Here is a 22,592-nt window from a genome sequence, read left to right as displayed (position 1 = left end):
TAGAGCCAAACCCTATAGGCTTGGCTCTAATGTACCACGAACTAGACCAGTATTTTCTATCTCACACACTACTTCTATCTCAAATTTTACATCTGAAAATACTTTTTCCCAATTATCTTTCACTTCATTCCATTTCTGTGGCTCATATTTACGTAACAAATCACCAAACCCTAAAAAGTCTGTTTGAAATTCTGATTGTGCTTTATTGAATAGTTCTTTCAATCGTTTTTCAATTTCTGACTCTGCTAATTTTTGAACTTTGAGAACTAACTTTTGAATATCGCGATGTGCTTTGAAATGATATGTTTTTTGTTGCTCCGCAAGTTCCATGTGTTGCCTTAATGTCACTTTAAATACAATTTCCCCATTATTCGTTATCTTAGGTATAACGGTTCTTTGATTTTTTATAATATTTAAAGAAATAGGAACACCTTTATCCTCTACGATTAAAGAGCCTAAATCACTATTCTCCAATCGATCTTCAAACCAATTATAACTTGTCGTCTCTTCATCATTCAAAAATCCGACTAATTCGTCTTTTTTAAAAATAGAACTACCTTTCAACTTTATTGTTGAATAGTTTTCTCCTGTCATTTGATTAAGTTCTAACACTCCTATGACAGGATTATTACCTTGTTGAATTGCTTCCTTGTAAAATTTCAATAAATTACTTGCGACAGCATCTGGACCAGCGTCTTGAAATAAATTATAAAAAAAGTTAGCAGGAATCATAGATATTCCTGATTGTGCACTTTCCATTAACTCCTTCGCTTTTGTTCCCTTTGCAATACCTATCCACACATAACTTCTTACTTGTTGATCACGTTGAAAAGATTCGAAAAGTGTTAAAATCCCTTTTTTTGCAACTTCTTCACTAATAATGATAATTTTGTTATGTGCATAAAAGCTACGTCTATCAATACTTTGGTCGACATTTCTGAGCAATTCTGTTATAGACTTACCTGTTGCCGATACTGTCACATATGGATCACCATTCTCCGTTGTGACTGGACTCTGTGCGGAAGGTCTTATAAATTGTGATGTTAACACATATTCACCTGAGTCAGGGTCAATATCGATTGCAAATGCTGTAACAAGTCCAATTTCCGTAAGTTCTTGTAAATCCCAACATCCTGTTAAAATGAATAACATACAAAGAGATAGTAATTTTCTCATCGCCTATCCCCTTCCTCTATAACGAGCTAAACTTTTAACAAGAGATCTAGGATGATGATATAGTGAACTAGACAATCTTAACGGATAATCTTTCCATTCACTGATGATAATTGGCGCAATTGGTGTCATATATGGTACCCCAAATGACTTTAATGAACATGCATGTGCAATAATAATTAGCGCACCTAACAATAGACCATATAAACCTAACGTACCACCTAGAATCAATAGAAAAAAACGCAAAATAACTATTGTATTACTTAGTGCTGTTACTACAAAACCAGTAATTGCGGTGAGTGCAACAACTATAACCATTGGTGCTCCAACTAATCCTGCCTGTACAGCAGATTCTCCAATAACTAATGCCCCAACAATACTTATCGCAGAACCTATTGGGCGTGGCATCCGTACACCAGCTTCTCGCAACAATTGAAAAATGAAAATCATGAGAATTGCTTCTAATAAAATCGGAAATGGTACCTTCTCCTCCGCCGCTGCCATAGTAGTAAGTAATAGTGTTGGAACCATTTCTTGATGGAAAGTAGATGCTGCAACAAAAATACCTGGTGTAAATAGTGTCAAAAATAGTGCAATCAATCGAAGTATCCTTACAAAAGATGCGATAAATTTATTGGAATAGTAGTCTTCAGGCACTTGTAATGATTCGACAAACAGATGGGGAACTGTTAGAACAAATGGCGTGTTATTACATAAAATAGCGACACGACCTTCTAGAATTTTCGCACATACCTTATCTGCTTTCTCACTATTTGCTACAGTAGAAAAAATAGAATTCGGATGATCTTCAATAAATTGTTCAATATAGCCAGATTCTAAAATACTATCTGTATCAATATGATTTAATCGTCTTCTCACTTCTGCAACTACTTCTTGACTGGCGACATTATGCATATAACCGATTCTTACCGTTGTTTGTGTTAACTTGCCTATTGTAAAATCTTCAAATAAAAGATCTTGATGATTAATTCTTCTTCTAATTAAAGAAGTATTTGTTGTTAAGACTTCATTAAATCCTTCTCTAGATCCACGTACTGTAGACTCCGTATCTGGTTCCTCTACACTTCTTGTCTCAAATTGGATGGTATTGACCAATATCATTTGATTACAATGATCCACTATTAGTGCAGTTAACCCTGCTAGAATTCCTTTTACTGCTTCATCAAATGTATCTACTATTTTTAAATTAGATGTGGTTAGTACTTCATTCTGAATATAAGAAAACATATCATTTATCTTCTCACTATTTATTTTTAATAATGGTGTCATTACTTGTAAATTAATGTTCTCTTCACTAACCATTCCATCAACAAATATTAATGTAGCTAGAACAGGAGATGCTGTTGGAATCAAGAACTCTCTTGATTTAATATCAGAACTTTGGTGGAAAATCTCTTCTAATTTTTCTTTGTTTTCTTGTACGGAAAAATGTACATTTCCGTAAGCATTACTTGTTGTTTGCTTTTGTCCAGAAGAAACCGTACGTTTTTTCCATTTCATTATATCCCTCATTCTTTTCTTAGATAATGGTAGTATGGATAAATGAAGGAAATACATACTTATTTTTGACTAAATTGAATCAAATTCTGGAAAGATGGAAAAAGAGCGCAGTTCTCTTACTACGCGGGAGATTGGCAGACCAACCACATTATAATAATCTCCAACCATTTCCTTCACAAACATCGCTCCAAGACTTTGGATTCCATATCCTCCTGCTTTATCGTATGGCTCCTTTGTAGTTACATATCTATCAATTTCTTCATCTGATAACTCCCAAAACGACACTTCTGTACATTCGACAAATGCTCGTTCATGTGCGCTATTACGAATATATACTCCTGTATAGACATGATGTGTGTGACCACTCAGACTTCTTATCATGTCTTTTGCCTCTGTCTTGTTAGAAGGCTTCTCAAAAATGGTCTGATTGTAGCTAACAACCGTATCTGCAGCTAAAATGACTTCTTTCTCATTGTCTAGTGAAATCTTTTTATTTTTCATTTTTGCAAGCTCACTTACTTTTTCTATTGGATTATTACCCGTTACAATCGACTCATCTAGATCTGGAATACGAATATGATAGGATAGTTGTGCTAGTCTTAATAATGCTTGTCTTCTTGGGGATGATGAAGCCAAAATCAACTTATTTTCCATGTTTATATTCTCCTTCTATTTTACCATTTTCGCTAAATCATTACTTTCTTTAACAAAATTAAAGAATTATTCGATATAGTGTGTACATTACGTTTTATTTGTTCTATATTTAGAATATACACTATTTAAAAAAAGGTTGAGATTCCTATGAAAATAAAGTCGCATAAATCAAAAATATTTTTACTTTTTTCTAATCAAAAAGGACTTACTTTAGTCGAATTACTTGCATCTATTGTCATACTTTCTATTATTATTGTCACATTCACTACTTTTTTTATTCAATCTGCGAAAACAACTTCTATGTCTAGCGATATCACGGATGCAACCTATGTTGCTCAAACAGAAATGGAAGAGATCTATCATCTGAGTACAACCACAACATATGACGACACAATACAACAATTAAATCAAAAATACGAACAATGTGCCAATGATGTAACAAATCTATGTACAACAATCGATGGATATCATGTACAAGTGACTTTTTATGATAGTGCAGATGTGATAGACACAGCGACAACTTTACTCAAAAATGTACTGATACAAGTTCATAATAGTTCGAATAAATTGGAAGCACAAATGGAAACAAAATTACTTTGGGACAAGTAGAAGGTGACAAAATGTATAAGAATGAAAAAGGAATTACATTAGTCGAATTACTCGCAGTCCTCGCAATCATGTCTGTCGTGATTGCTCTAATTAGCTCTGTCCATTTATTTGGTCAAAGACAATACATAGATCAATCCGAGACAATCGAGCATCAGAGTGAAGTGAGAGTTGCAGTGTCTCAAATAACAAAAGATATACGAAAAGTTAATAGTGATGCTGTTAATATAGGAACGAACCAATTTGTAATTGGAGATAATGCATATACATTAGAGGCTACGAAAATAAAAAGAAATGACACGATTATTAGTGAAGAAATTAGTGATTTTTCTATGTCCTTCGATGAGGATAAAGGGAGAATTGACCTAACTATTACTAGCTTAGCTGATAATAAGGGAAATCAACATTCGATAAGCACTTCCATTTACTTAAGAGAGTAGGTGATATGAATGAACAAAATGAATAATGAAAAAGGTGCTGCGTTATTATTGGTCCTTCTTGCATTGACTGTGCTTAGTTTGCTCGGGTTAGCTATCGCTGGTACAAGCCTTGCTAACATTAACTTAACAACAGTCGATCGTGAGCAACAAGCAACCTATTATATTGCAGAAGGTGGATTAACATTAGCATTAGCAGAAATCGAAGAACTAGTTATGAATATTGATACTACTTCTGAACAAGCTTTTTATACAGAATTAGAAAACCAAATACAACTTTTAAACAATATAGAGTATGCAAGCTTTGAAAAAAACTTCGATGAACAACCTATAGCCAAAATAAACATACAAAAACTTTCAGCAGAAGACAAAGGTACTTACTTAATTGAAGCAAAAGGAGAAATTGGTAAGCTATCTTATACACTAAATACAACGAAGCAAATCACATGGACTGGTCATGATTCTACTCTTCCACCCATTTATGATAATGCTTTATTATTTGTTAAAGAAAGTGTGCATATAAGTGGTGGAACTTTTCTAACTGGAGATATATACCTTGATTCAACTAAACCTAATACTTTTGTGATAGGTGAAAGTGGCGGTGTTAAAAATGGCTCCATTTACGTTCCACAAGAGGGCATTAATAATGTATTAAGTTATCCAGTTGGACAATACGGAGAGCCTCTTCCTCCTATTAAAGAAATGGAAAAAAGTTTTTATTGGGAGAAATATGATCAGTTAATAGAGAGTTTCCCCTCATTCCCATCTGCTCCATTTGCTGAGAATGAAACAATTGGAGATCAATATAATCGGTATAAAATTATAGAAAACCACAACTTTGAAGCTACTAGTTGGCAAGCTCAAAATTATGTATTGAGTCTTGATAATGATATTGCCTTCAATAATTTCAATGTAGGTCAGAATATTTATATTGATACAAATAATCAAGATAGGAATATTATCGTAAATAATATGAATCTTTCAAATACTCACATTACCATTCTTGGTAGTGGAACAGTGAACTTTTATGTGGAAAATAAATTAAATTTTTCTAATGCTTATTCAACTATCAATAATAATGGTGATATATCTAAAGTGAACTTTTATGTAAAAGGTGAAAATAATGAAGTGAATATTAGCCAAGCTACACAAGTATATGGATCTATTTTTGCAAAAAATGCGAACTTCAATTTTAATTCTGGTGGAGGATTTCAAGGGTTTATTGTTACTGGAGGAAATACAGTAAATTTCACGGATGGTACTTACTCCAATCTATTCTTAATCGCTCCGAATGCAGATGTGAATTTAGCCAGTGGAGCTAATATTAAGGGTACTCTTGTCATTAATAAATTTAATGGATTTAATGGCGGTACATTAACATACCAAGAGAAAGATTTATCCAAATTCCCTTTTTAAAACCTTTACAGGAACTATTTATGCATAATTAATTATCATATCTATCAATGGGAGGTAAATCATGGCACTCAGACAAAAGAAAAAATTAGGTGATGTCTTAAAAGAACATAAGCTCATCACAGAAGAAGAAATTTTAACCGCATTACAAAACAAACAGACCAAACAAAAACTTGGAGATGCGCTTGTAGAGCAAGGATTTATTACAGAAAAGCAACTAATGGAAGTATTAGAAATTCATTTATCAATCCAAAGTGTTTCCTTATATAACTTCCCTGTTAATGTTCAATTAGTTGAGATTGTAGATAAACAATTTGCACGAGATAACATTCTCATACCAATTCAGAAGCACGAAAATATTTTGACAGTTGCGATGAATGATCCATTAGATTATTATGCGATTGACTTTTTGGAACTATCTACAGGATTTATTATCAAGCCTGTCATTGCAACGAAAGACGATATACTTCAAGCAATAAATAAATACTACGATTTAGATAGTAATTTTGATCAAACGGATTCTGTTGATGAGGAAGCACCAGCCATTCGTGTGTTAGACCAAATTCTTCAAACAGGTGTGACACTAAAAGCAAGTGATATTCATATTGATCCATTTGAAACGAAAGTCTCTGTCAGATATAGAGTCGATGGTACGTTACGAACTGAAAAAACGTTACCTAAAAATATGTTGAATGCACTAGTTGCTCGTGTGAAAATATTGTCTAATTTGAATATAACAGAGACTCGTCTACCACAAGATGGTCGGATTCGTGTCATGATTGATGCCAAACCTGTTGATTTACGTATTTCGACATTACCCGCATCATTCGGGGAGAAAATCGTTATTCGTATATTAGATTTAACTAATATTTTTAAAACACTAAAAGAACTTGATTTCTCTGACGATACATTAAATAAGTATGCACAAGTCATCAAAAAGCCTTCTGGACTTATCTTACTAACAGGTCCTACAGGCTCCGGTAAATCGACCACATTATATGGTTCGATTAATGAGTTGAATACAGAAGACGTGAACATTATTACAATCGAAGACCCTGTCGAATATCAATTAGAAGGGATTAACCAAGTACAAGTAAATAGTACTGTTGGACTTACCTTTGCTGCAGGGTTACGCTCTATTTTGAGACAAGATCCTAACATCATTATGGTCGGAGAAATTCGAGATAGGGAAACAGCAGAAATCGCCATCCGTGCCTCCTTAACTGGTCACTTAGTATTTAGTACGCTACACACAAATAGCGCGATTGCTGCTATTCCAAGATTGTTTGACATGCAAGTCGAGCCATACTTAGTCGTTTCTGCATTATCTGCTATTATGGCACAACGTCTAGTAAAGAAAATATGTCCAGATTGTAAACAAGAACGCCCTGTCACCTCTTTAGAACAAGACATCTTATCACGACACGGGATTACTGTAGACCATCTTTATGAAGGTGTAGGCTGTAGTTCTTGCCGTCAAACCGGCTACAGAGGTCGAATCGCCATTCATGAGTTATTAATCGTTGATGATATGATTAAAAAAATGATGATGAATAATCAAGATATCTCTCTTATTCGCGATTATTTAAAAGAGAACAAGATGTGTTTCTTATTAGATGATGGCCTGCAAAAAGTAGCGAATGGTATCACAACAATTGAAGAAGTGTTGCGTGTTGCAACAGAAGAATAGGTAGGTTTGATTCAAATGATGCATATTGAACAATTACTCACACAAGCATTTGACCAAAAAGCGTCAGATATTCATTTAACAGTCGGTTCTGCTCCCATCTTCCGGATTGATGGGCAATTAAAGCCATTTGGTAGCACACTACTCATGCCAGAAGATACCGAAAGTATGGCAAAAGTAATTTTAAACGAGACAATGTGGACAAAGCTTCACAATGATAGAGAAGTAGATTTATCTTATAGTATCAAAGGTGTATCAAGATTTCGAATGAACATTTTTTTTCAAAGAAATTGTATTTCACTCGCTATAAGAACGATTCCGACATCGATTCCAACAATTGATCAACTGGACCTACCTGATGTTACGAAGACAATTGCCACATTACAACAAGGGTTAGTCTTAGTAACAGGCCCTACAGGTTCCGGTAAAAGTACAACACTTGCTGCGATGATTGACTATATGAACAAAACAATGAATCGTCACATTATTACGCTAGAAGATCCAATTGAATATTTACACCAACATAATCAATCTATTATAGATCAGAGAGAAGTAGGGTTCGACACAACTAATTTCCAAAATGGCTTAAGAGCATGTTTGCGACAAGACCCTGATGTGATATTAGTTGGAGAAATGCGTGACTTAGAAACCATCTCTACTGCAATCACAGCAGCAGAAACAGGACACCTTGTTTTGGGAACATTGCATACAACGAGTGCATCTACAACGATGAACCGTATTATCGATGTTTTCCCGTCACATCAAAAAGACCAAATTCGTGTGCAATTAGCAAGTGTATTAGAAGCAATTATCTCACAGCGACTGTTCCCACTTGCCAACCAACCAGGGAGAGTTGCTGCAACAGAAATATTACTGAATACACCTGCAGTCAAAAACTTAATTCGAAGTGAAAAAATGCACCAAATCCCTAACATTATGCAAACATCTCGAGAACAAGGTATGCACACAATGTCAATGGATATAAAGAATTTATTAAAAAAGGGCTATATCACAGATAAACACGCTGCTCCATATGTAATGGAGTCGCTCTAAATGAACGGTGGTGAACGAAATGAAGTATTTCACTTATCAAGCAAAAACAATGGAAGGTAAAGTGAAAAAAGGAAAAATCACTAGTGAGAATGAAGGAGATGCATTACGTCAGCTAAAAGCAACTGGATTAACTGTTTTTGCAATACGTGAGCTTAACCCATTCTTATACAAAGAAATATATATCGGTAATCCAATTAAAAACAAAGACTTTGTGATTTTTTTACGCCAATTCGCAACATTGATTGATGCTGGGATTACGCTTGTGGAATCTGTTGCTGTATTAGAAGAGCAGACAGAAAGTAAACCACTAAAAAAAGCACTGCAACAAATTAAAGCATCGTTAGAGGAAGGTGTTCCTTTGTCCGTTGCTTTAGAAGAATTCCCCAAACTTTTCCCTGAATTATTAGTAAGTATGGTTCACGCAGGAGAAGTAAGTGGTAATTTGGACGAAATTATTGATCGGATGGCAACATATTATGAGAAGCAATATATTTTGAAACAAAAAATCAAAACAGCCCTCACTTATCCGATTGTAATTGGAATTGTTGCTGTTGTGATTACTATTTTCTTACTAGCTGTTATTGTGCCAATATTTACAGATATGTTTCTCTCATTTGGACAAGACATCCCCGCATATACACAGATGGTGTTAAACATTAGTAGTTTTGTACAAACCTATTGGTGGGTACTTGTTCTTGCCGTTCTACTCCTAATTGTCATTTATAAAGTACTAGAAAGAAATGAAGAGACTGCTTACTACTTAGATGTCGCCAAATTAAAAATACCAATACTAGGTAAATTTATTCAGAAATCTCTATTAGCTAGAATGACACAAACATTAAGTTCACTTATTAATAGTTCTGTTCCCATTTTGCAAGCTGTTAGTATTACGGAACGTGTACTCTCAAACCGTGTTATCAAGCGAACATTGCATGAGAGTAAAGAAGCGTTAGAACGTGGGGAATCACTTGCTAAACCGATGAGTGAACACTGGGTATTCCCAAGACTTATCACACAGATGATTACAGTCGGAGAAAGAACAGGTGCTGTTGACGAAATGTTAAAGAAAGTGTCTCAATTTTATGAACAAGAATTAGAAGAAGCATCTGATAAATTAAAATCACTCATTGAACCAATCATGATAATATTCCTATCTTTTGTAGTTGGTGGGATTGTCTTATCTATCGTTATCCCTATGTTCAGCCTTTTTGAAAGTATATAATTTAAGAAAAATCAGTCAGTAAATATTTACTAGATTATGGTATAAAAATCACAAAAAATAATAGACACAATCGATTTTTATAGTATAATAGTAGTTAAGTAAATATGTGTATAGGAGCGATGAGAGTTTATCTGTATATGGGCACTTGGATAAACTAGAGCGAGTAGTGCAACCGACTGACAACATAGAATAACTTCTTTGCTGTGAGTCTTTTTTTATGAAAAAATAATAAAAAGGAGGAATAAAAATGACTCAAAAATTTAAGAAACTATTAAAGAACGAAAAAGGTTTTACACTAGTAGAATTACTAGCAGTTATCGTAATCTTAGGTATTATTTTGGCAATTGCGATCCCGGCGATTGGGAATATTATTGAAAATTCCAAAACAAGTGCTACTGAAGCAGAAAATGAGCTAATTCTTGATGCAGCTAGATTGGCGGATATTGATGAAGCTGTAGGTGATGATGATGAGATTACTGTTGGTGAATTAATAGATGGTGGGTATCTTACTGACAAAGAGTTAACATCAGAGGACAGTAGAAAAATAGTTAAAGATGAAAATGGTAACTTTACATTTGAATAAAAACTATTAAGTAGAATTTTAAGGATATATAGTTAATATTAACTACATCTACACTAGCAAGCCCATAACTAAATAAGAATAACAAGAATCCGAACAAACTAGATAAAGCGGAGGTAAAATACGTAGACTCCTGTGGGAACAGCACGAGCCGAAGATCCACTGTGTGAAGTGTTTTTCTTCACACAGTTAGCTGAGGCCGTGCCCACGGAAAGCGAAGTATTTTACCGAAGCGGTGTATATACTCAGACTATCATGTTCGGATTTTTTCTATCTAGTCACTAGCTTGCTTTAAACCATATATAGGAGATTAAAATGGAATTATATTATCAAATCATTTTCTTTATTTTCGGTAGTGTATTCGGTTCTTTTTTTAATGTTGTTGGGATTCGTGTGCCTGAAAGTAAGTTATTTGCATCGAATAGATCACAATGCCCCAAATGCGGAAAACAATTGCACTGGTACGAACTCGTTCCAATTGTTTCGTATGTCATACAACTAGGTCGTTGCAAAGGATGTCGCACGAAAATATCTCCCATTTACCCATCGATAGAACTATTTACAGCAATCCTATTTTCGCTTAGTTACACACACTTCGGATGGAGCATAGAACTAATTATTGCATTATTACTAGTGTCCCTTTCGTCGATTCTAATTGTGACAGACCTTCGTTATATGCTAATTCCAAATAAAATCCTACTATTCTTTTTGCCATTTTTTATTGTTTTACGAATCCTATCGCCACTTGATCCATGGTGGTCCTCCCTTATTGGTGCAATCATCGGCTTTGTGCTTATCTCACTGATTATTCTAGTAAGTAAAGGCGGAATGGGTGGAGGCGATTTGAAGTTATTCGTCTTAGTCGGTTTTATTGTAGGATATGAGCAGTTACTACTAGTATTTTTACTATCTACGTTACTTGGTACATTGTTCTCAGGCGTTTTATTACTAACGAAAAAGGTGAATAGAAAAAGCGCTATTCCATTCGGCCCATACATTTGTATCGCAACACTTATCACATATTTTTACGGTACGGATATCATTAACTGGTATATTACTTCATTTTTCTAAGGATGATTTCAATGAATTTTCTAAAAAAAGATCGCATTAATCTCGTTATCCATGAATCTACTATTAGGTATCTGATTCACTCTGGAACAACGATTGTTGACTATGGTGAGCTACCATTAGAACAAGGTATCATAGATGATGGTGTAATTGTTAAGCAAGATGCATTACAGAATCAGTTACTTACACTTGTTCAACAAAAAAAATGGAAAAACAAACATGTCGCGATATGTGTTCCAGATGCTTTTGTTACCATCCGTGAGGAAAAAATCCCTGCACAACTAAATCGTGAAGAAACAAAACAATATATTTTACTAGAAGCAAGAGATAACATTCGCTTACCTATCCAAAATCCATTAATTGATTTTGCAGATTTAGAAGAAGGGCCTGAGGATGGCTTTAGGAAAGTACTGTTATTTGCCTTTCCTAAAGACAAATTACAAAGCTATGTTGATGTATTTGAACATGTTCATTTAAAAGTAGCTATCGCTGATGTATCCTTCTTATCACATTATCGTGTATTCCATCAACTTCAATTAACAAAGGAACATCAACACCTTTTACTTATTCAATGGGGAATGCATCATTTAGTATTAACAGTATTCAATAAAGAGATACCAATATTTAACCGTCATATTCATATTGGCCATCAACGTCAAGCAATGGATTCAGATGCGTTATTACAAGAGTCGATTGAAGATCAATTATTAACCATCGACCGTTTTATTGATTTTTATCGCTACTCTATTATGAATGATACCGCACAAGTCACAGACGTACTTTTGGTCGGGGATCATCCAAAACGCCAAACATTGCAACAAATAATCCAAGAACGATTGAATATCCCGATACATCAATTATCCTTACCTAATGATTTAGCGTCCTATTATAGTGATGTATACGGCCTAACTCTTCGAAAAAAAATGTAATGAAGGGGACTACCTCATGATTGAGATTAATTTTACGGAGAAGAAAAAAACAGATGTCTCTATCTATCTCATTATTGCGATTGCACTCGTCGTTAGCCTTGGGATTGGTTTCTTCTTTTATGCCTACCAATCGATAATGGAATCAAAAAGTGAGACATTATTAGCAGAAAAAACAACAAATGATCGTACATTAGAAGATTTAAATCACTATCTTGTAACAGACCAACAAATAAAAACATTAGAAAAACAAATTGAGCAGTTACGAACCAATGTATTTCCTACTACTTTCATTTTACAGGATACAAAAGCAAGCTTGCCAAACGAAAATAGTACATTATTGTCTTTTAACTTTAAAAAGACGGAAGGCATTACAATGGAACTACAGCTAGAATCGTATCAACATATTGCGGAATTTAGCCGTGCACTGACAAATAAAGCATATATCGAACAATTGCAATTAGATGAAGTGATACGAAGTGGAGAGAACTATGTTGCAACCTTTTCATTTAAACTAGTAGAAGATTCTTTACCGGAAGAAGTTGATATGAAATGACGATTACATGGTCACATAAAAAAACATTTATCTTAGTTGTTAGTCTACTTCTTATTAGTGTTGTAGCTATTTCACTTTTTTATCAACAAATCTATCCTGAAAAGCAAAATCTCGATGAGTTGAAGCGTGAAGTCAAACAGCAACAAGCCATGATTGATGCCATTCACGCTCGAAAAGATGAGATCACTGAAGAAAGTGAAAAAGCGAGTATATTACAACACCAATTACCACTTGATAACGGAATTAGTGAATTACTTACACAATTACAAAAAGTAGAAGAAGTGACTGGAACGACGATTATTCAAGTACAAGAAGAAAAGCAAGATAGTGCAACAGAAACATCTGATGGCATTGAAGAGACAAAATATACGATGCAATTAGCTGCAGACGATTACACAATGATGCATGACTTCTTAACTAAACTATCGACAATGGAGAGAATTGTGGAAATAAGTAGTCTCACTTTCCAGCAACAAAATGATGAGGCTACACGTCCTGTCGAAATTGGCATTACAACATATCGTCAACCAAATATGAATATACATCTATTAAAAGAACCCACGGCAAATTAATTTTTTCGTGGGTTCTTACTCTTATATATAGAAGGATTACTTTATAATTCTGATACATGTACTTCTTGCAGCAATGACTCCACTTCTTCTTTTATACATAAAGTTTCTGAAAATGCTGTTGCACTACCACTTGCAATTGCATATGTGGCCGCATGCACACCATTATTTGTTTCATGCCATTTGTACAGAAATCCTGCAACAGCTGAATCCCCTGCACCTACAGAATGGACGACTTCTCCTTTTGGTGCGGTTAATTTATAGGACGCTTCCCCATTTACGTAAATAGCTCCATCCCCTGCCATCGAGATAAGCACATGTGCAATATGGTATTCTTCTTGCAAACGTTTAGCTAAACGAATAATATCCTTTTCGGTTTCAACCTTTTCCTGAAATAATTCAGCTAATTCATGATGATTTGGTTTCACAAAGAATGGTCCTGCTTTAATTGCCTCTGCTAATGCTAGTCCACTTGTATCTAGAAAAACTTTGACATTGTGTTCGTGTAACATTTTTACTAGTGTACGATACGTATCTGTTTGTAATGATTGTGGTAAACTACCTGCTAATACGACAATATCTCCATCTTGTAGTTTTTTTAGCATTTCTGTAAATTGCTCGTAGTGAGCATTTGTAATTGTAGGAGATTTCCCGTTTACTTCTGTTTCGATCTCGTTCGCTTTCCACTTCACATTAATTCGTGTATCTTCTTCTAATTCAATAAAGTGATGAGTAATTTTCTCCTCATTCAGAAAATCCGTCACGAACTTACCTGTAAATCCGCCCGCAAACCCTAATGCATCAGACGCGAGACCTAGGCGACGTAACACTCTTGATACATTAATTCCTTTACCGCCTGCTTCTTTATAATCGTATTTGCTTCTATTTACCTCACCTTGATGAAATTGATCTAATTGAACAACATAGTCCACCGCCGGATTGAATGTCACTGTATAAATCATTCTGTAACCACCTTTACTGTTGTTTTTTCGCGTAATTTATTTACTTGTTCCTCTGCTATTCCACTAGATGTAATGATTGCAGCTGCATCCAGTGATGCTACGTGTGCAAATGTCACTTCTCCTACTTTTGTATCATCGATTAACACATATGATGTTTGCGTTTGATTCATTGCTTGTTTTTTTACATTTGCCTCTTCTGGATCTGGAGTAGTAAATCCACGGGCAATACTTATTCCATTCATCCCAAGAAAACATTTATCAAATTGGTATTCTTTCAATGCATCCACAGCTTTTGTACCTACTAATGCTTGCGTACCTTGCTTTGCCTTCCCTGCTAGTACATATGTCTCCACACCATATTCCATCAATAACTGGACATGTGGAATCCCATTTGTTACGACAATGGTTGCTTTATCTTCTAAATATGGAATCATATGCATCGTTGTTGTACCTGCATCGAGAAAAATCGCGTCCCCATCATCGATTAAAGATGCTGCATATTTTGCAATTTGTTCTTTTTCTTTACTAAATTGGACTGCTTTTTCTAATAATGTAGGTTCTTCTTTCTTTTTCTTTAAGAGAGATGCCCCACCATGTACTCGTTTAATCATTTGTTTATTTTCTAATTCCGTCAAATCTCGCCTAATCGTTGATTCAGAGGCTTTTGTTATCTGACACAATTGTTGGACTGTAACCATTTCTCTTTCCTTCAATAATTGGATAATTAACTGTTGGCGCTCAAGTGTTAACATAGCTTCCCACCTTACATATGATCACTTGTACTCAATATATAACTAAACGCAATCAAAGTCAATCATTTTCAATCATAAACAATCAATAATGCCCATATCAATTCTAAGCCAATTCTGCTATGATAGTACTAAGAAAAGTTTGCTCAAAACTTCACCAACTAGCGCCAAACATATAGGAAGAAGGGTATGTAATGAAATATAGTTATGTATTTTTTAGCATTGTTTTTTTACTTCATATTATAAATACCGTATTCCCTAGCAATATTATGACATTTTCACTTGGCATCCTTGCATGTCTCGTGTTTGTTTATAGTTTTATTTATGCAAATAAATTGTTTAAACTATTAGGTGCTTCTTTTTTCCTAATTGGCTTCACATTATTTTGGACGACAGACCTTACCTTTATGCAACTTATTCCAATGTTTGCAGATAATCTCTCTATGTTGACATTGTTAGCTGTGTTACCTTGGATGAACAGTGCAGTTACTGCAGCTCGGTTCGATAAATTGATGCAAAATTTATTAAGAGGAAATGTCCAACATTTAGGTGCATTATACCAACGTAGTACAACGGCAATGATGGCATTAACAGCTTTTTTGAATGTATCCTCTGCAACAATTGCCCAAGATGTCTTAGTCGATAATTTAAAACCAATCCATAAAAAGTTGGCAAATAAATTTATTATGATGATTACATTACGTGGATACTCCCTTGCATTACCATGGAGCCCATTAGAAGTGTTGCTAGCAATGGCTATTTTTATTACAGGAGTGAATTATGGTACATTGCTACCATGGATGATTTTCATTACGATTATTATGTATATACTTGATAACGTTTGGGGGAGATGGTATTTCAAAAAGATACCTTACCCCGTGCAAACAGACGTTCATGTTTCTCATAAACCGATAAAGAAAAAGCTTGTTCAGCTCATTAGTGGGTTAGTCGGCTTCCTTTTGTGTGTCATTTTAGCAGGATTATTTTTTGAGATGGAATTTATTTTTATTGTTACGATTCTCGTCTTCCCATTTGCAACAATCTGGGCTTTTTTATTAAAACGATTGCGTAGTTATTGGACGATTGGTTGGAACAAATGGCGCAATAGCATGAACGGAATGCATAACTTTAATGTATTATTTGTCACATTAGCAATATTCACTGGCTGTCTGAATGCATCTCCAGCACTACAATTTATTCAAAAGCCGATACTATATGTCGCAGATTACCCATTTTTAATTTTAATGATGATTCAATTGCTATTCATGGTGATGAGTATGTTCGGAGTACATCCTATTGCTACAATGGGAGTGCTAAGTGGCATTAGTGCAATGCTTATTGATATCCTTAATCCATTAAGTCTTGCGATTGTTCTTGTCATTGCAGGTGTTTCGACAGTACCTGTTGGGACATATGGGCTTGTTGTTACGATTACATCTATGAGTCTACGTCAAAGTCCATATTTAATTACTTATTACAACTTACTGTACTCCTTTGTGTTTGGCTTTGTTGGTATTCTGATTGCATACCTTCTACTCTAAGCATAGTTGATAGCCTCTAAATAATGAATATGTTAAGATAAGTGACGAGGAGTGATGATAATGTATCGAAAAATAGAAGATTTTATAATAGAATGGGACGTTGCTGCAGCCGGTACATTGAGAGTACTAGAAGCAATGACAGATGAAAAACTAAATCAAGCGATTGTCGAAGGCCACAGCACTTTAGGTTGGTTAGGGTGGCATCTAGCTACAGCTCCTGCCTTTTTTGGCGGATTAGTAGGTTTAACATTACAATCAGGTAACCCAAAAGATGTTCCAACAAGCGCTAATAGCATTGTTGAAGCATATCGCCAAATTGCTGAAGATGTCAAAACAGAGGCATCTAAGCTTTCTGAAGCAGAATTAGTGGCAGAAATCGATAGCTTTAAAGGGAAAACGACACGTGGCGCTTTATTACGTGCATTAATTGACCATCAAACACACCACCGTGGTCAAATGACTGTATTATTACGCCAAGCAGGGTTAGAAGTTCCTGGTGTGATGGGGCCAACAAAAGAAGAGAGTAACTAATTTTTCTAATTGGTTTTTCGCTTTGTATTTGGTATAATCCATTTTATATGTTTAAAGCAGTTCGCAACCATCCTGCTTTATCAAAACTAGGAGGAAATAATATGTCAGAAAATTACTATTTGCCACGTTCCGGTCCTATGCCTCGACCGAATAGTGTAGAAGAAGCAAGACAAGTATTAAAACAAGAAGCATTCGACGCTCCAAATGTACAAAATATTACATTCCGTGCATTGGAGTTTACTGCTGTGTGCCCTAAAACAGGTCAACCAGATTTCGGGAAAGTGGAAATTTCTTATACACCGCAAAATAAATGCATTGAATCCAAATCGCTAAAATTCTATTTATGGTCATTCCGTGATCATGGTGCATTTTGCGAATCATTAGCTGCACAGATTGCTGATGATATCATGTGGGCAATTGAAGCGGCAACAGTCAAAGTGACCGTTTACCAAACAGCGCGTGGTGGAATCGAGTTAACAACAGAAGCAATCAGAGAATTTAGTTAATACACAAAATGCATCCCGATATGGTACGGGATGCATTTTATTGTGGATTTATTTATTACTTTCTTCGAATTCTTTCATAAACTGTACCAGTGCTTTCACACCATCGACAGGCATTGCGTTATAAATACTTGCACGCATTCCACCTACAGATCTGTGTCCTTTTAATGTTTCAAGCCCTTTTTCTTTCGCTTCTTTCACAAATTGAGCATCTAAATCATATCCAGGAATAGTAAATGGAATATTCATGATAGAACGACTATCTTCTCTTACTGGTGAAGAATAGAAATCTGATTGATCAATAAAGTCATAAAGAAGTGCCGCTTTTTCTTCATTTTGTTTTTGGATTGCTTTTATTCCACCTAATTCTTTAATCCATTCGAAGACTAATTTAGCCATGTAAATTCCGTAAGTAGGCGGTGTATTATAAAGTGATCCACTATCACTATGTGTTTTGTAGTCTAACATTGTCGGGCAAATGTCTTTTGCATTTCCAATTAAATCTTCACGAATAATTACGACAGTTAAGCCTGCTGGGCCAATATTCTTTTGGGCACCTGCATAAATAATACCAAATTTAGATACATCTATATCTTCAGATAAAATATTAGAAGACATATCTGCAACTAATGGTACACTTCCTGTGTCAGGTATTTCACGGAAACTAGTACCTTCTATTGTGTTATTTGTCGTAATATGCACATAATCTGCTTCTTTATCAATCATACTTTGATCGATTTTAGGGATAAATGTGAAATTCTCGTCTTCAGATGATGCAATCACATTTACTTGACCATATTTCTTTGCTTCTTTCATTGCCTTTTTGGACCAAGAACCTGTGTTCACATAATCTGCTTTTCCATTTTTCATGATGTTTAATGGAACCATCGCAAATTGTTGAGAAGCGCCACCTTGAACAAATAATACTTTATAATTCTCTGGAATATTCATGATTTCACGAAGTAGTTGTTCTGCTTCTTCAATAATTTCTGTGAATAAACCTGATCTGTGGCTCAGTTCCATCACGGACATGCCTGAATTACGGTAATCTGGTAATTCTGCTTGTGCCTTTTCTAGTACTGCTAATGGTAACATTGATGGTCCAGCTGAGAAATTGTATACTCTTTTCATGTAAAACCACACTCCTAAAAGAATTTTAAACAGAAATAGGTAAGGAAAAATCCTTACCTTTGCCCAGGCGAGCGGCTTCGAAACTATGTGCTCCCCTACGGTTATCCGTATCTCGCCAGTTACACATAGCTTTTTAACTTTGTGATAATTTTAACAATATTTTGATTTGTTTTCAATCCTTAAATGTGAAAAGTTTTGTTAACATTTTGAACTTTTCTTTTCTAATCTGAGTAATATGCTTTTCTATCGAATAAAATGTTATGATAGAATCATAACGTACAATTTTTTTAATTGAAGGATGAACAGAATGAAAACAATTATCTTTGATGTGGACGACACATTATATGATCAACTCTCACCATTTAAACAAGCAATTGCCACACACTTAGATGGCTTCATTGCAGAAGAAGATATTCTTCCATTATATTTATCAAGTAGAAAATATAGTGATGAAGTATTTGAAAAACATATGTCTGGTGAAATAACTGCACTAGACTTACAAATTTACCGAATAATGAACGCATGTGCAGATTTCCAAATTCCTTTGACAAAAGAGGATGCTATCTCATTTCAACAAACATATTATAACAAGCAACAGGAAATTCAATTGTTCCCAGAGGTGGAAGAATTATTTCATTTCTTATACGAGAAAAAATTTCAATTGGCCATACTAACAAATGGGGAAGATGCACATCAGGCGAGAAAAATAAAACAGTTACAACTTGAAAAGTGGATTCCTACACAACATATTTTTGTATCTGGTGCTATTGGTTATTCCAAGCCTGATCCTCGTGTCTTTCAACATATTGAAGACAGGTTAGCTATATCTAAAGAAGAGACCATTTATATTGGAGATTCTTATGAGAATGATATTGTCGGTGCAAAGCAAGTTGGTTGGAAAGCGATTTGGTTTAATCACAGACAACGTGAGATTGAGGGAAAAACAGTAGATGCAGATTATACAATTCATAAAGCATCTGATCTCCTTTCCATCTTTATATAAATGAGTATCTTGTTACAAATAGATTAAAAATTTTAATAATGAGCGTATTCATTATTCTTTGGAGTGACTTATATTGAACACAAAAAGAGTATTGCCTGTTCTTTTTGCAGTAATGTTTATGGTAATGGTTGGATTCGGGATCATTATACCTGTCTTACCTTTTTATGCGGAAGAATTAGGCGCATCACCAACAGAATTGGGTCTTTTAATGGCTACATATTCTATTATGCAATTTATTTTTTCTCCATTATGGGGTGGCGTATCTGATCGAATCGGTCGTAAACCTGTTTTATTAATAGGGATTGCTGGATTATCTTTATCATTTTTCATGATGGCATTTGCCTCAAGTTTATGGATGCTATTTGCTGCTAGAATTATCGGTGGTATGTTATCAGCAGCTAACATGCCTACTGTAACAGCATATGTAGCAGATGTAACAAGTGAAGAAAACCGTAGCAAAGGAATGGGCGTAGTTGGTGCAGCTGTAGGTCTTGGGTTCATTTTCGGTCCTGCAATTGGTGGTGTATTTTCTGAACAGGACTTAGCTATTCCATTCTTATTAGCTGGAGCTTCTTCGATTTTAACTTTCTTTTTAGTGATATTTGTATTGAAAGAAACAGTTAACCTACAAGAAAATGTATCAACAGCTAAGACAAAACGACCTTCTCTTATAAATGGGGTAAAAGGAAAATCAGCACCTCTCTTCATTTTACAAGGCTTTGTCTCGATTTCATTAGCTGGCCTTGAAGCTACATTCGCTTATTTCGCATTTGCGAAAGCTTCTTTAGGTACAGTAGAACTCGGATATATATTTATGATTATGGGATTCGCTGGTGCCATCGTACAAGGTGGATTAGTCGGTAAAATGACTAAAAAATTTGGTGAAGGTAATGTAATAAAAATTGGAATTATTACATCTATTATCGGATTTGGATTGATTCTATTTGTACAAAATTTCTTAACTGCGGCTATTTTTCTATCTGTGTTTGGTATTGGAAATGGACTGATACGACCAAGTGTATCTTCATTACTTACGAAACAAGCAACATCTGGCTACGGTCAAGTAACAGGCCTTCTCTCTTCTTTTGACTCATTAGGGAGAATTATTGGTCCCCCATTAGGTGGGCTACTATATGGGCTTGCAATTTATTTGCCGTATGTATCTGGGATGATTCTGTCCGCATTTGCTCTAATCGTTTACTTTTATTATGAAACAAAAGTGAAACATACTCATTTAAAAGTGTAGCTAATTAACTGTTTCATTATTTATATTGATATAAAAGCTCAAATACTTACTCCATATTTGTATTTGAGCTTTTTGTGATTCTCACTTATTTCATCCAAGCTTCCACTTCTGCTAAAGTTTCTAGCTCATCTATCCGATCAATGATACCTTCTAATGTGACAATGTCTTGCTTTTTAATCTTCACTTCCAGTTCCTTATGAATAGGGGCTATAAATTTTGTGATTAAACGAATCGCTGTATTGGCTAAGGCCTCTTGTTTTCCTTCTAGTTTGCCTTCTAGTTTGCCTTCTAGCTTCCCTTCTCTTATTCCTTCCATTATTCCTTCCTTCTTCCCTATCTCTCTACCTTCTTCACGCAAAATATCAGCTAAAGTCATCACTATTTCGCTCCCTTCGTTATATGTTTGTTCTATATACTGTATCATATCATGGAATGTTGTTTTTGTAAGCTGCTGGTCTACTTGAAATACATAGCGCAATAACGTCTCTAGATAGCGTAATCCTGTTTCTTGATCTTCAAGTTGTTGTAAATAATAAATGGCTCTTTTCAGAGTATTGGTCACATCTGTTTTATGACTATTGGAAATATCTCGCCATAATGTGAGGATGATTTTTAATTGAGCAATACCTTTCAATTCTGCGTCTTTATATGCGGAGACATCTATTAGTATATACTCAAAATCAGGAACATATGCCCACAGTTCTTGTGGCATGTCATCTGCATTTTCGATATGTTCACTTAAAGTAATCGGTGCACGCCATTTGTGCTTACTGTGGAAAAATACGACAGGTAAAACGAGCGGAACTTTACTAGCTTCAGACTGATTGTTTTTCCAGATTTCCAACATATACTGTAATAATTGAAAAATCACGGTTGGAGAAGGATAACTTTTGTGCTCGAGTAATAAGTACAAATAGCCAATACTCCCATTTATCTCTACTCGAAACAATAAATCTGAAAAAAACTCCTCCAATTCTTTTGTAATAAAACTGTCCTTTTGTGGTTCTAATGTGTTGGAATTGACGTATGCAGCAATGTCAGGTGGCAAATAATGTTCAATAAATGATTTCGTCACTTCGATGTTGGAAAACGTTTCTTTGAAGAATTTGTCGTGCGGATTGTGGACAGACATGTGGATTCACCTATTTCGTTATGGTATGATGCGATATACGAATGTATGTTCTACACATACTATACAACATCCCTCAAAATCTGTATAGCTATTTCCAGTAACTTTACATTAAGTTTACAAATCCAAAATGAGATTGTAGAGAATTCAATGCATCAGCGAAGATAAAGAAATCACGGTGAGGTACGGACCGATGATGATTTATACCAAAACTCCCTGTATACACATTCAGCAAGTCTATTTTTGTCGGAGCTGATGTCTAGTTTCTGCGCACCTATGCTAGACAATACAAAAAAGCCATACTAGCTACTAAAAAACTGTAACGAGTATGA

General features: G+C 34.9%; 23 protein-coding genes and 2 riboswitches. Of the genes, 16 read left to right on the top strand and 7 right to left on the bottom strand.

Annotated features, from left to right (window positions below):
* Positions 1–12: 12 nt before the first annotated feature.
* The 3 genes from ACFOZ1_RS00550 to ACFOZ1_RS00540 form a co-directional block, all read right to left on the bottom strand.
* Positions 13–1,176 carry a Ger(x)C family spore germination protein gene (locus tag ACFOZ1_RS00550; RefSeq protein WP_390194759.1) on the bottom strand — a complete coding sequence of 388 codons (1,164 nt, stop codon included), beginning with the start codon at positions 1,174–1,176 and terminating at the stop codon, positions 13–15.
* Between the two features lie 3 nt (positions 1,177–1,179).
* Complete coding sequence (locus ACFOZ1_RS00545) at positions 1,180–2,694, bottom strand: spore germination protein (protein ID WP_390194757.1); 1,515 nt, start codon at positions 2,692–2,694, stop codon at positions 1,180–1,182.
* Between the two features lie 69 nt (positions 2,695–2,763).
* The gene (locus ACFOZ1_RS00540; RefSeq protein ID WP_390194755.1) at positions 2,764–3,348 is read right to left on the bottom strand and encodes a Maf family protein; all 585 of its coding nucleotides are present in this window, start codon (positions 3,346–3,348) and stop codon (positions 2,764–2,766) included.
* Positions 3,349–3,495: 147 nt separating this feature from the next.
* On the opposite strand from ACFOZ1_RS00540, the gene ACFOZ1_RS00535 reads away from it, so the two are divergent.
* From ACFOZ1_RS00535 to pilO, 11 genes are all read left to right on the top strand, one after another.
* Positions 3,496–3,957 (top strand): prepilin-type N-terminal cleavage/methylation domain-containing protein, encoded by a 462-nt coding sequence (locus tag ACFOZ1_RS00535; protein WP_390194753.1) that lies wholly within the window; start codon positions 3,496–3,498, stop codon positions 3,955–3,957.
* An 11-nt stretch (positions 3,958–3,968) separates the two neighbouring features.
* Positions 3,969–4,394 carry a PilW family protein gene (locus ACFOZ1_RS00530; RefSeq protein ID WP_390194752.1) on the top strand — a complete coding sequence of 142 codons (426 nt, stop codon included), beginning with the start codon at positions 3,969–3,971 and terminating at the stop codon, positions 4,392–4,394.
* A 9-nt stretch (positions 4,395–4,403) separates the two neighbouring features.
* Positions 4,404–5,807, top strand: coding sequence for a DUF7305 domain-containing protein (locus ACFOZ1_RS00525; protein WP_390194750.1), 1,404 nt, complete (start codon positions 4,404–4,406; stop codon positions 5,805–5,807).
* A gap of 61 nt (positions 5,808–5,868) precedes the next feature.
* Positions 5,869–7,494: a GspE/PulE family protein gene (locus ACFOZ1_RS00520; protein ID WP_390194748.1), complete on the top strand. Its 1,626-nt coding sequence runs from the start codon at positions 5,869–5,871 to the stop codon at positions 7,492–7,494.
* 15 nt (positions 7,495–7,509) lie between these two features.
* On the top strand, positions 7,510–8,544 hold the full coding sequence (locus tag ACFOZ1_RS00515) for a type IV pilus twitching motility protein PilT (RefSeq protein ID WP_390194746.1): 1,035 nt from the start codon (positions 7,510–7,512) through the stop codon (positions 8,542–8,544).
* A gap of 19 nt (positions 8,545–8,563) precedes the next feature.
* Complete coding sequence (locus ACFOZ1_RS00510) at positions 8,564–9,766, top strand: type II secretion system F family protein (RefSeq protein WP_390194744.1); 1,203 nt, start codon at positions 8,564–8,566, stop codon at positions 9,764–9,766.
* 103 nt (positions 9,767–9,869) lie between these two features.
* Positions 9,870–9,953: riboswitch (cyclic di-GMP riboswitch) on the top strand.
* Between the two features lie 60 nt (positions 9,954–10,013).
* Positions 10,014–10,349: a prepilin-type N-terminal cleavage/methylation domain-containing protein gene (locus ACFOZ1_RS00505; protein ID WP_390194743.1), complete on the top strand. Its 336-nt coding sequence runs from the start codon at positions 10,014–10,016 to the stop codon at positions 10,347–10,349.
* Between the two features lie 312 nt (positions 10,350–10,661).
* Positions 10,662–11,417: a prepilin peptidase gene (locus tag ACFOZ1_RS00500; RefSeq protein WP_390194741.1), complete on the top strand. Its 756-nt coding sequence runs from the start codon at positions 10,662–10,664 to the stop codon at positions 11,415–11,417.
* Positions 11,418–11,428: 11 nt separating this feature from the next.
* Positions 11,429–12,343: a type IV pilus biogenesis protein PilM gene (pilM, locus tag ACFOZ1_RS00495; protein WP_390194739.1), complete on the top strand. Its 915-nt coding sequence runs from the start codon at positions 11,429–11,431 to the stop codon at positions 12,341–12,343.
* A 16-nt stretch (positions 12,344–12,359) separates the two neighbouring features.
* A complete protein-coding gene (locus ACFOZ1_RS00490; RefSeq protein WP_390194737.1) occupies positions 12,360–12,896 on the top strand; it encodes a PilN domain-containing protein in 537 nt (178 codons plus the stop codon).
* Positions 12,893–13,468: a type 4a pilus biogenesis protein PilO gene (gene pilO, locus ACFOZ1_RS00485; RefSeq protein WP_390194735.1), complete on the top strand. Its 576-nt coding sequence runs from the start codon at positions 12,893–12,895 to the stop codon at positions 13,466–13,468. Before ACFOZ1_RS00490 ends, pilO begins: the two co-directional genes overlap by 4 nt.
* A 41-nt stretch (positions 13,469–13,509) precedes the next feature.
* Here the strand turns inward: pilO and pfkB are convergent, their stop codons facing one another.
* Complete coding sequence (gene pfkB, locus ACFOZ1_RS00480) at positions 13,510–14,427, bottom strand: 1-phosphofructokinase (RefSeq protein WP_390194734.1); 918 nt, start codon at positions 14,425–14,427, stop codon at positions 13,510–13,512.
* On the bottom strand, positions 14,424–15,179 hold the full coding sequence (locus tag ACFOZ1_RS00475; RefSeq protein ID WP_390194732.1) for a DeoR/GlpR family DNA-binding transcription regulator: 756 nt from the start codon (positions 15,177–15,179) through the stop codon (positions 14,424–14,426). The genes pfkB and ACFOZ1_RS00475 overlap by 4 nt, the downstream gene beginning before the upstream one ends.
* A 191-nt stretch (positions 15,180–15,370) precedes the next feature.
* On the opposite strand from ACFOZ1_RS00475, the gene ACFOZ1_RS00470 reads away from it, so the two are divergent.
* From ACFOZ1_RS00470 to queF, 3 genes are all read left to right on the top strand, one after another.
* On the top strand, positions 15,371–16,717 hold the full coding sequence (locus ACFOZ1_RS00470; protein ID WP_390194731.1) for a hypothetical protein: 1,347 nt from the start codon (positions 15,371–15,373) through the stop codon (positions 16,715–16,717).
* Positions 16,718–16,777: 60 nt separating this feature from the next.
* The gene (locus tag ACFOZ1_RS00465; RefSeq protein ID WP_390194730.1) at positions 16,778–17,248 is read left to right on the top strand and encodes a DinB family protein; all 471 of its coding nucleotides are present in this window, start codon (positions 16,778–16,780) and stop codon (positions 17,246–17,248) included.
* Between the two features lie 101 nt (positions 17,249–17,349).
* On the top strand, positions 17,350–17,754 hold the full coding sequence (gene queF, locus ACFOZ1_RS00460; protein ID WP_390194728.1) for a preQ(1) synthase: 405 nt from the start codon (positions 17,350–17,352) through the stop codon (positions 17,752–17,754).
* Positions 17,755–17,802: 48 nt separating this feature from the next.
* Here the strand turns inward: queF and serC are convergent, their stop codons facing one another.
* A complete protein-coding gene (serC, locus tag ACFOZ1_RS00455; protein WP_390194727.1) occupies positions 17,803–18,882 on the bottom strand; it encodes a 3-phosphoserine/phosphohydroxythreonine transaminase in 1,080 nt (359 codons plus the stop codon).
* 54 nt (positions 18,883–18,936) lie between these two features.
* Positions 18,937–19,015: riboswitch (ZMP/ZTP riboswitch) on the bottom strand.
* Between the two features lie 174 nt (positions 19,016–19,189).
* Here serC and ACFOZ1_RS00450 point away from each other — a divergent pair.
* Both ACFOZ1_RS00450 and ACFOZ1_RS00445 read left to right on the top strand, forming a co-directional pair.
* Complete coding sequence (locus tag ACFOZ1_RS00450; RefSeq protein ID WP_390194725.1) at positions 19,190–19,885, top strand: HAD family hydrolase; 696 nt, start codon at positions 19,190–19,192, stop codon at positions 19,883–19,885.
* A gap of 73 nt (positions 19,886–19,958) precedes the next feature.
* Positions 19,959–21,131 carry an MFS transporter gene (locus ACFOZ1_RS00445; RefSeq protein WP_390194724.1) on the top strand — a complete coding sequence of 391 codons (1,173 nt, stop codon included), beginning with the start codon at positions 19,959–19,961 and terminating at the stop codon, positions 21,129–21,131.
* 85 nt (positions 21,132–21,216) lie between these two features.
* On the opposite strand, the gene ACFOZ1_RS00440 is transcribed toward ACFOZ1_RS00445, so the two are convergent.
* Complete coding sequence (locus ACFOZ1_RS00440) at positions 21,217–22,263, bottom strand: Rpn family recombination-promoting nuclease/putative transposase (protein WP_390194722.1); 1,047 nt, start codon at positions 22,261–22,263, stop codon at positions 21,217–21,219.
* Between the last annotated feature and the right edge of the window lie 329 nt (positions 22,264–22,592).

The organism is Gracilibacillus marinus (genome assembly GCF_042651725.1).
In the GTDB taxonomy this organism is placed as follows: Bacteria; Bacillota; Bacilli; order Bacillales; family Amphibacillaceae; genus Gracilibacillus; species Gracilibacillus marinus.
The sequence above is the reverse complement of the archived record's forward strand: the minus strand, read 5'-3'. Positions and strand labels throughout refer to the sequence as shown.

Coding starts and splice junctions, on each gene's coding strand:
- ACFOZ1_RS00550 (WP_390194759.1), bottom strand. CDS start 1,176: ATGAGAAAATTACTATCTCTTTGTATGTTATTCATTTTAACAGGATGT.
- ACFOZ1_RS00545 (WP_390194757.1), bottom strand. CDS start 2,694: ATGAAATGGAAAAAACGTACGGTTTCTTCTGGACAAAAGCAAACAACA.
- ACFOZ1_RS00540 (WP_390194755.1), bottom strand. CDS start 3,348: ATGGAAAATAAGTTGATTTTGGCTTCATCATCCCCAAGAAGACAAGCA.
- ACFOZ1_RS00535 (WP_390194753.1), top strand. CDS start 3,496: ATGAAAATAAAGTCGCATAAATCAAAAATATTTTTACTTTTTTCTAAT.
- ACFOZ1_RS00530 (WP_390194752.1), top strand. CDS start 3,969: ATGTATAAGAATGAAAAAGGAATTACATTAGTCGAATTACTCGCAGTC.
- ACFOZ1_RS00525 (WP_390194750.1), top strand. CDS start 4,404: ATGAACAAAATGAATAATGAAAAAGGTGCTGCGTTATTATTGGTCCTT.
- ACFOZ1_RS00520 (WP_390194748.1), top strand. CDS start 5,869: ATGGCACTCAGACAAAAGAAAAAATTAGGTGATGTCTTAAAAGAACAT.
- ACFOZ1_RS00515 (WP_390194746.1), top strand. CDS start 7,510: ATGATGCATATTGAACAATTACTCACACAAGCATTTGACCAAAAAGCG.
- ACFOZ1_RS00510 (WP_390194744.1), top strand. CDS start 8,564: ATGAAGTATTTCACTTATCAAGCAAAAACAATGGAAGGTAAAGTGAAA.
- ACFOZ1_RS00505 (WP_390194743.1), top strand. CDS start 10,014: ATGACTCAAAAATTTAAGAAACTATTAAAGAACGAAAAAGGTTTTACA.
- ACFOZ1_RS00500 (WP_390194741.1), top strand. CDS start 10,662: ATGGAATTATATTATCAAATCATTTTCTTTATTTTCGGTAGTGTATTC.
- pilM (WP_390194739.1), top strand. CDS start 11,429: ATGAATTTTCTAAAAAAAGATCGCATTAATCTCGTTATCCATGAATCT.
- ACFOZ1_RS00490 (WP_390194737.1), top strand. CDS start 12,360: ATGATTGAGATTAATTTTACGGAGAAGAAAAAAACAGATGTCTCTATC.
- pilO (WP_390194735.1), top strand. CDS start 12,893: ATGACGATTACATGGTCACATAAAAAAACATTTATCTTAGTTGTTAGT.
- pfkB (WP_390194734.1), bottom strand. CDS start 14,427: ATGATTTATACAGTGACATTCAATCCGGCGGTGGACTATGTTGTTCAA.
- ACFOZ1_RS00475 (WP_390194732.1), bottom strand. CDS start 15,179: ATGTTAACACTTGAGCGCCAACAGTTAATTATCCAATTATTGAAGGAA.
- ACFOZ1_RS00470 (WP_390194731.1), top strand. CDS start 15,371: ATGAAATATAGTTATGTATTTTTTAGCATTGTTTTTTTACTTCATATT.
- ACFOZ1_RS00465 (WP_390194730.1), top strand. CDS start 16,778: ATGTATCGAAAAATAGAAGATTTTATAATAGAATGGGACGTTGCTGCA.
- queF (WP_390194728.1), top strand. CDS start 17,350: ATGTCAGAAAATTACTATTTGCCACGTTCCGGTCCTATGCCTCGACCG.
- serC (WP_390194727.1), bottom strand. CDS start 18,882: ATGAAAAGAGTATACAATTTCTCAGCTGGACCATCAATGTTACCATTA.
- ACFOZ1_RS00450 (WP_390194725.1), top strand. CDS start 19,190: ATGAAAACAATTATCTTTGATGTGGACGACACATTATATGATCAACTC.
- ACFOZ1_RS00440 (WP_390194722.1), bottom strand. CDS start 22,263: ATGTCTGTCCACAATCCGCACGACAAATTCTTCAAAGAAACGTTTTCC.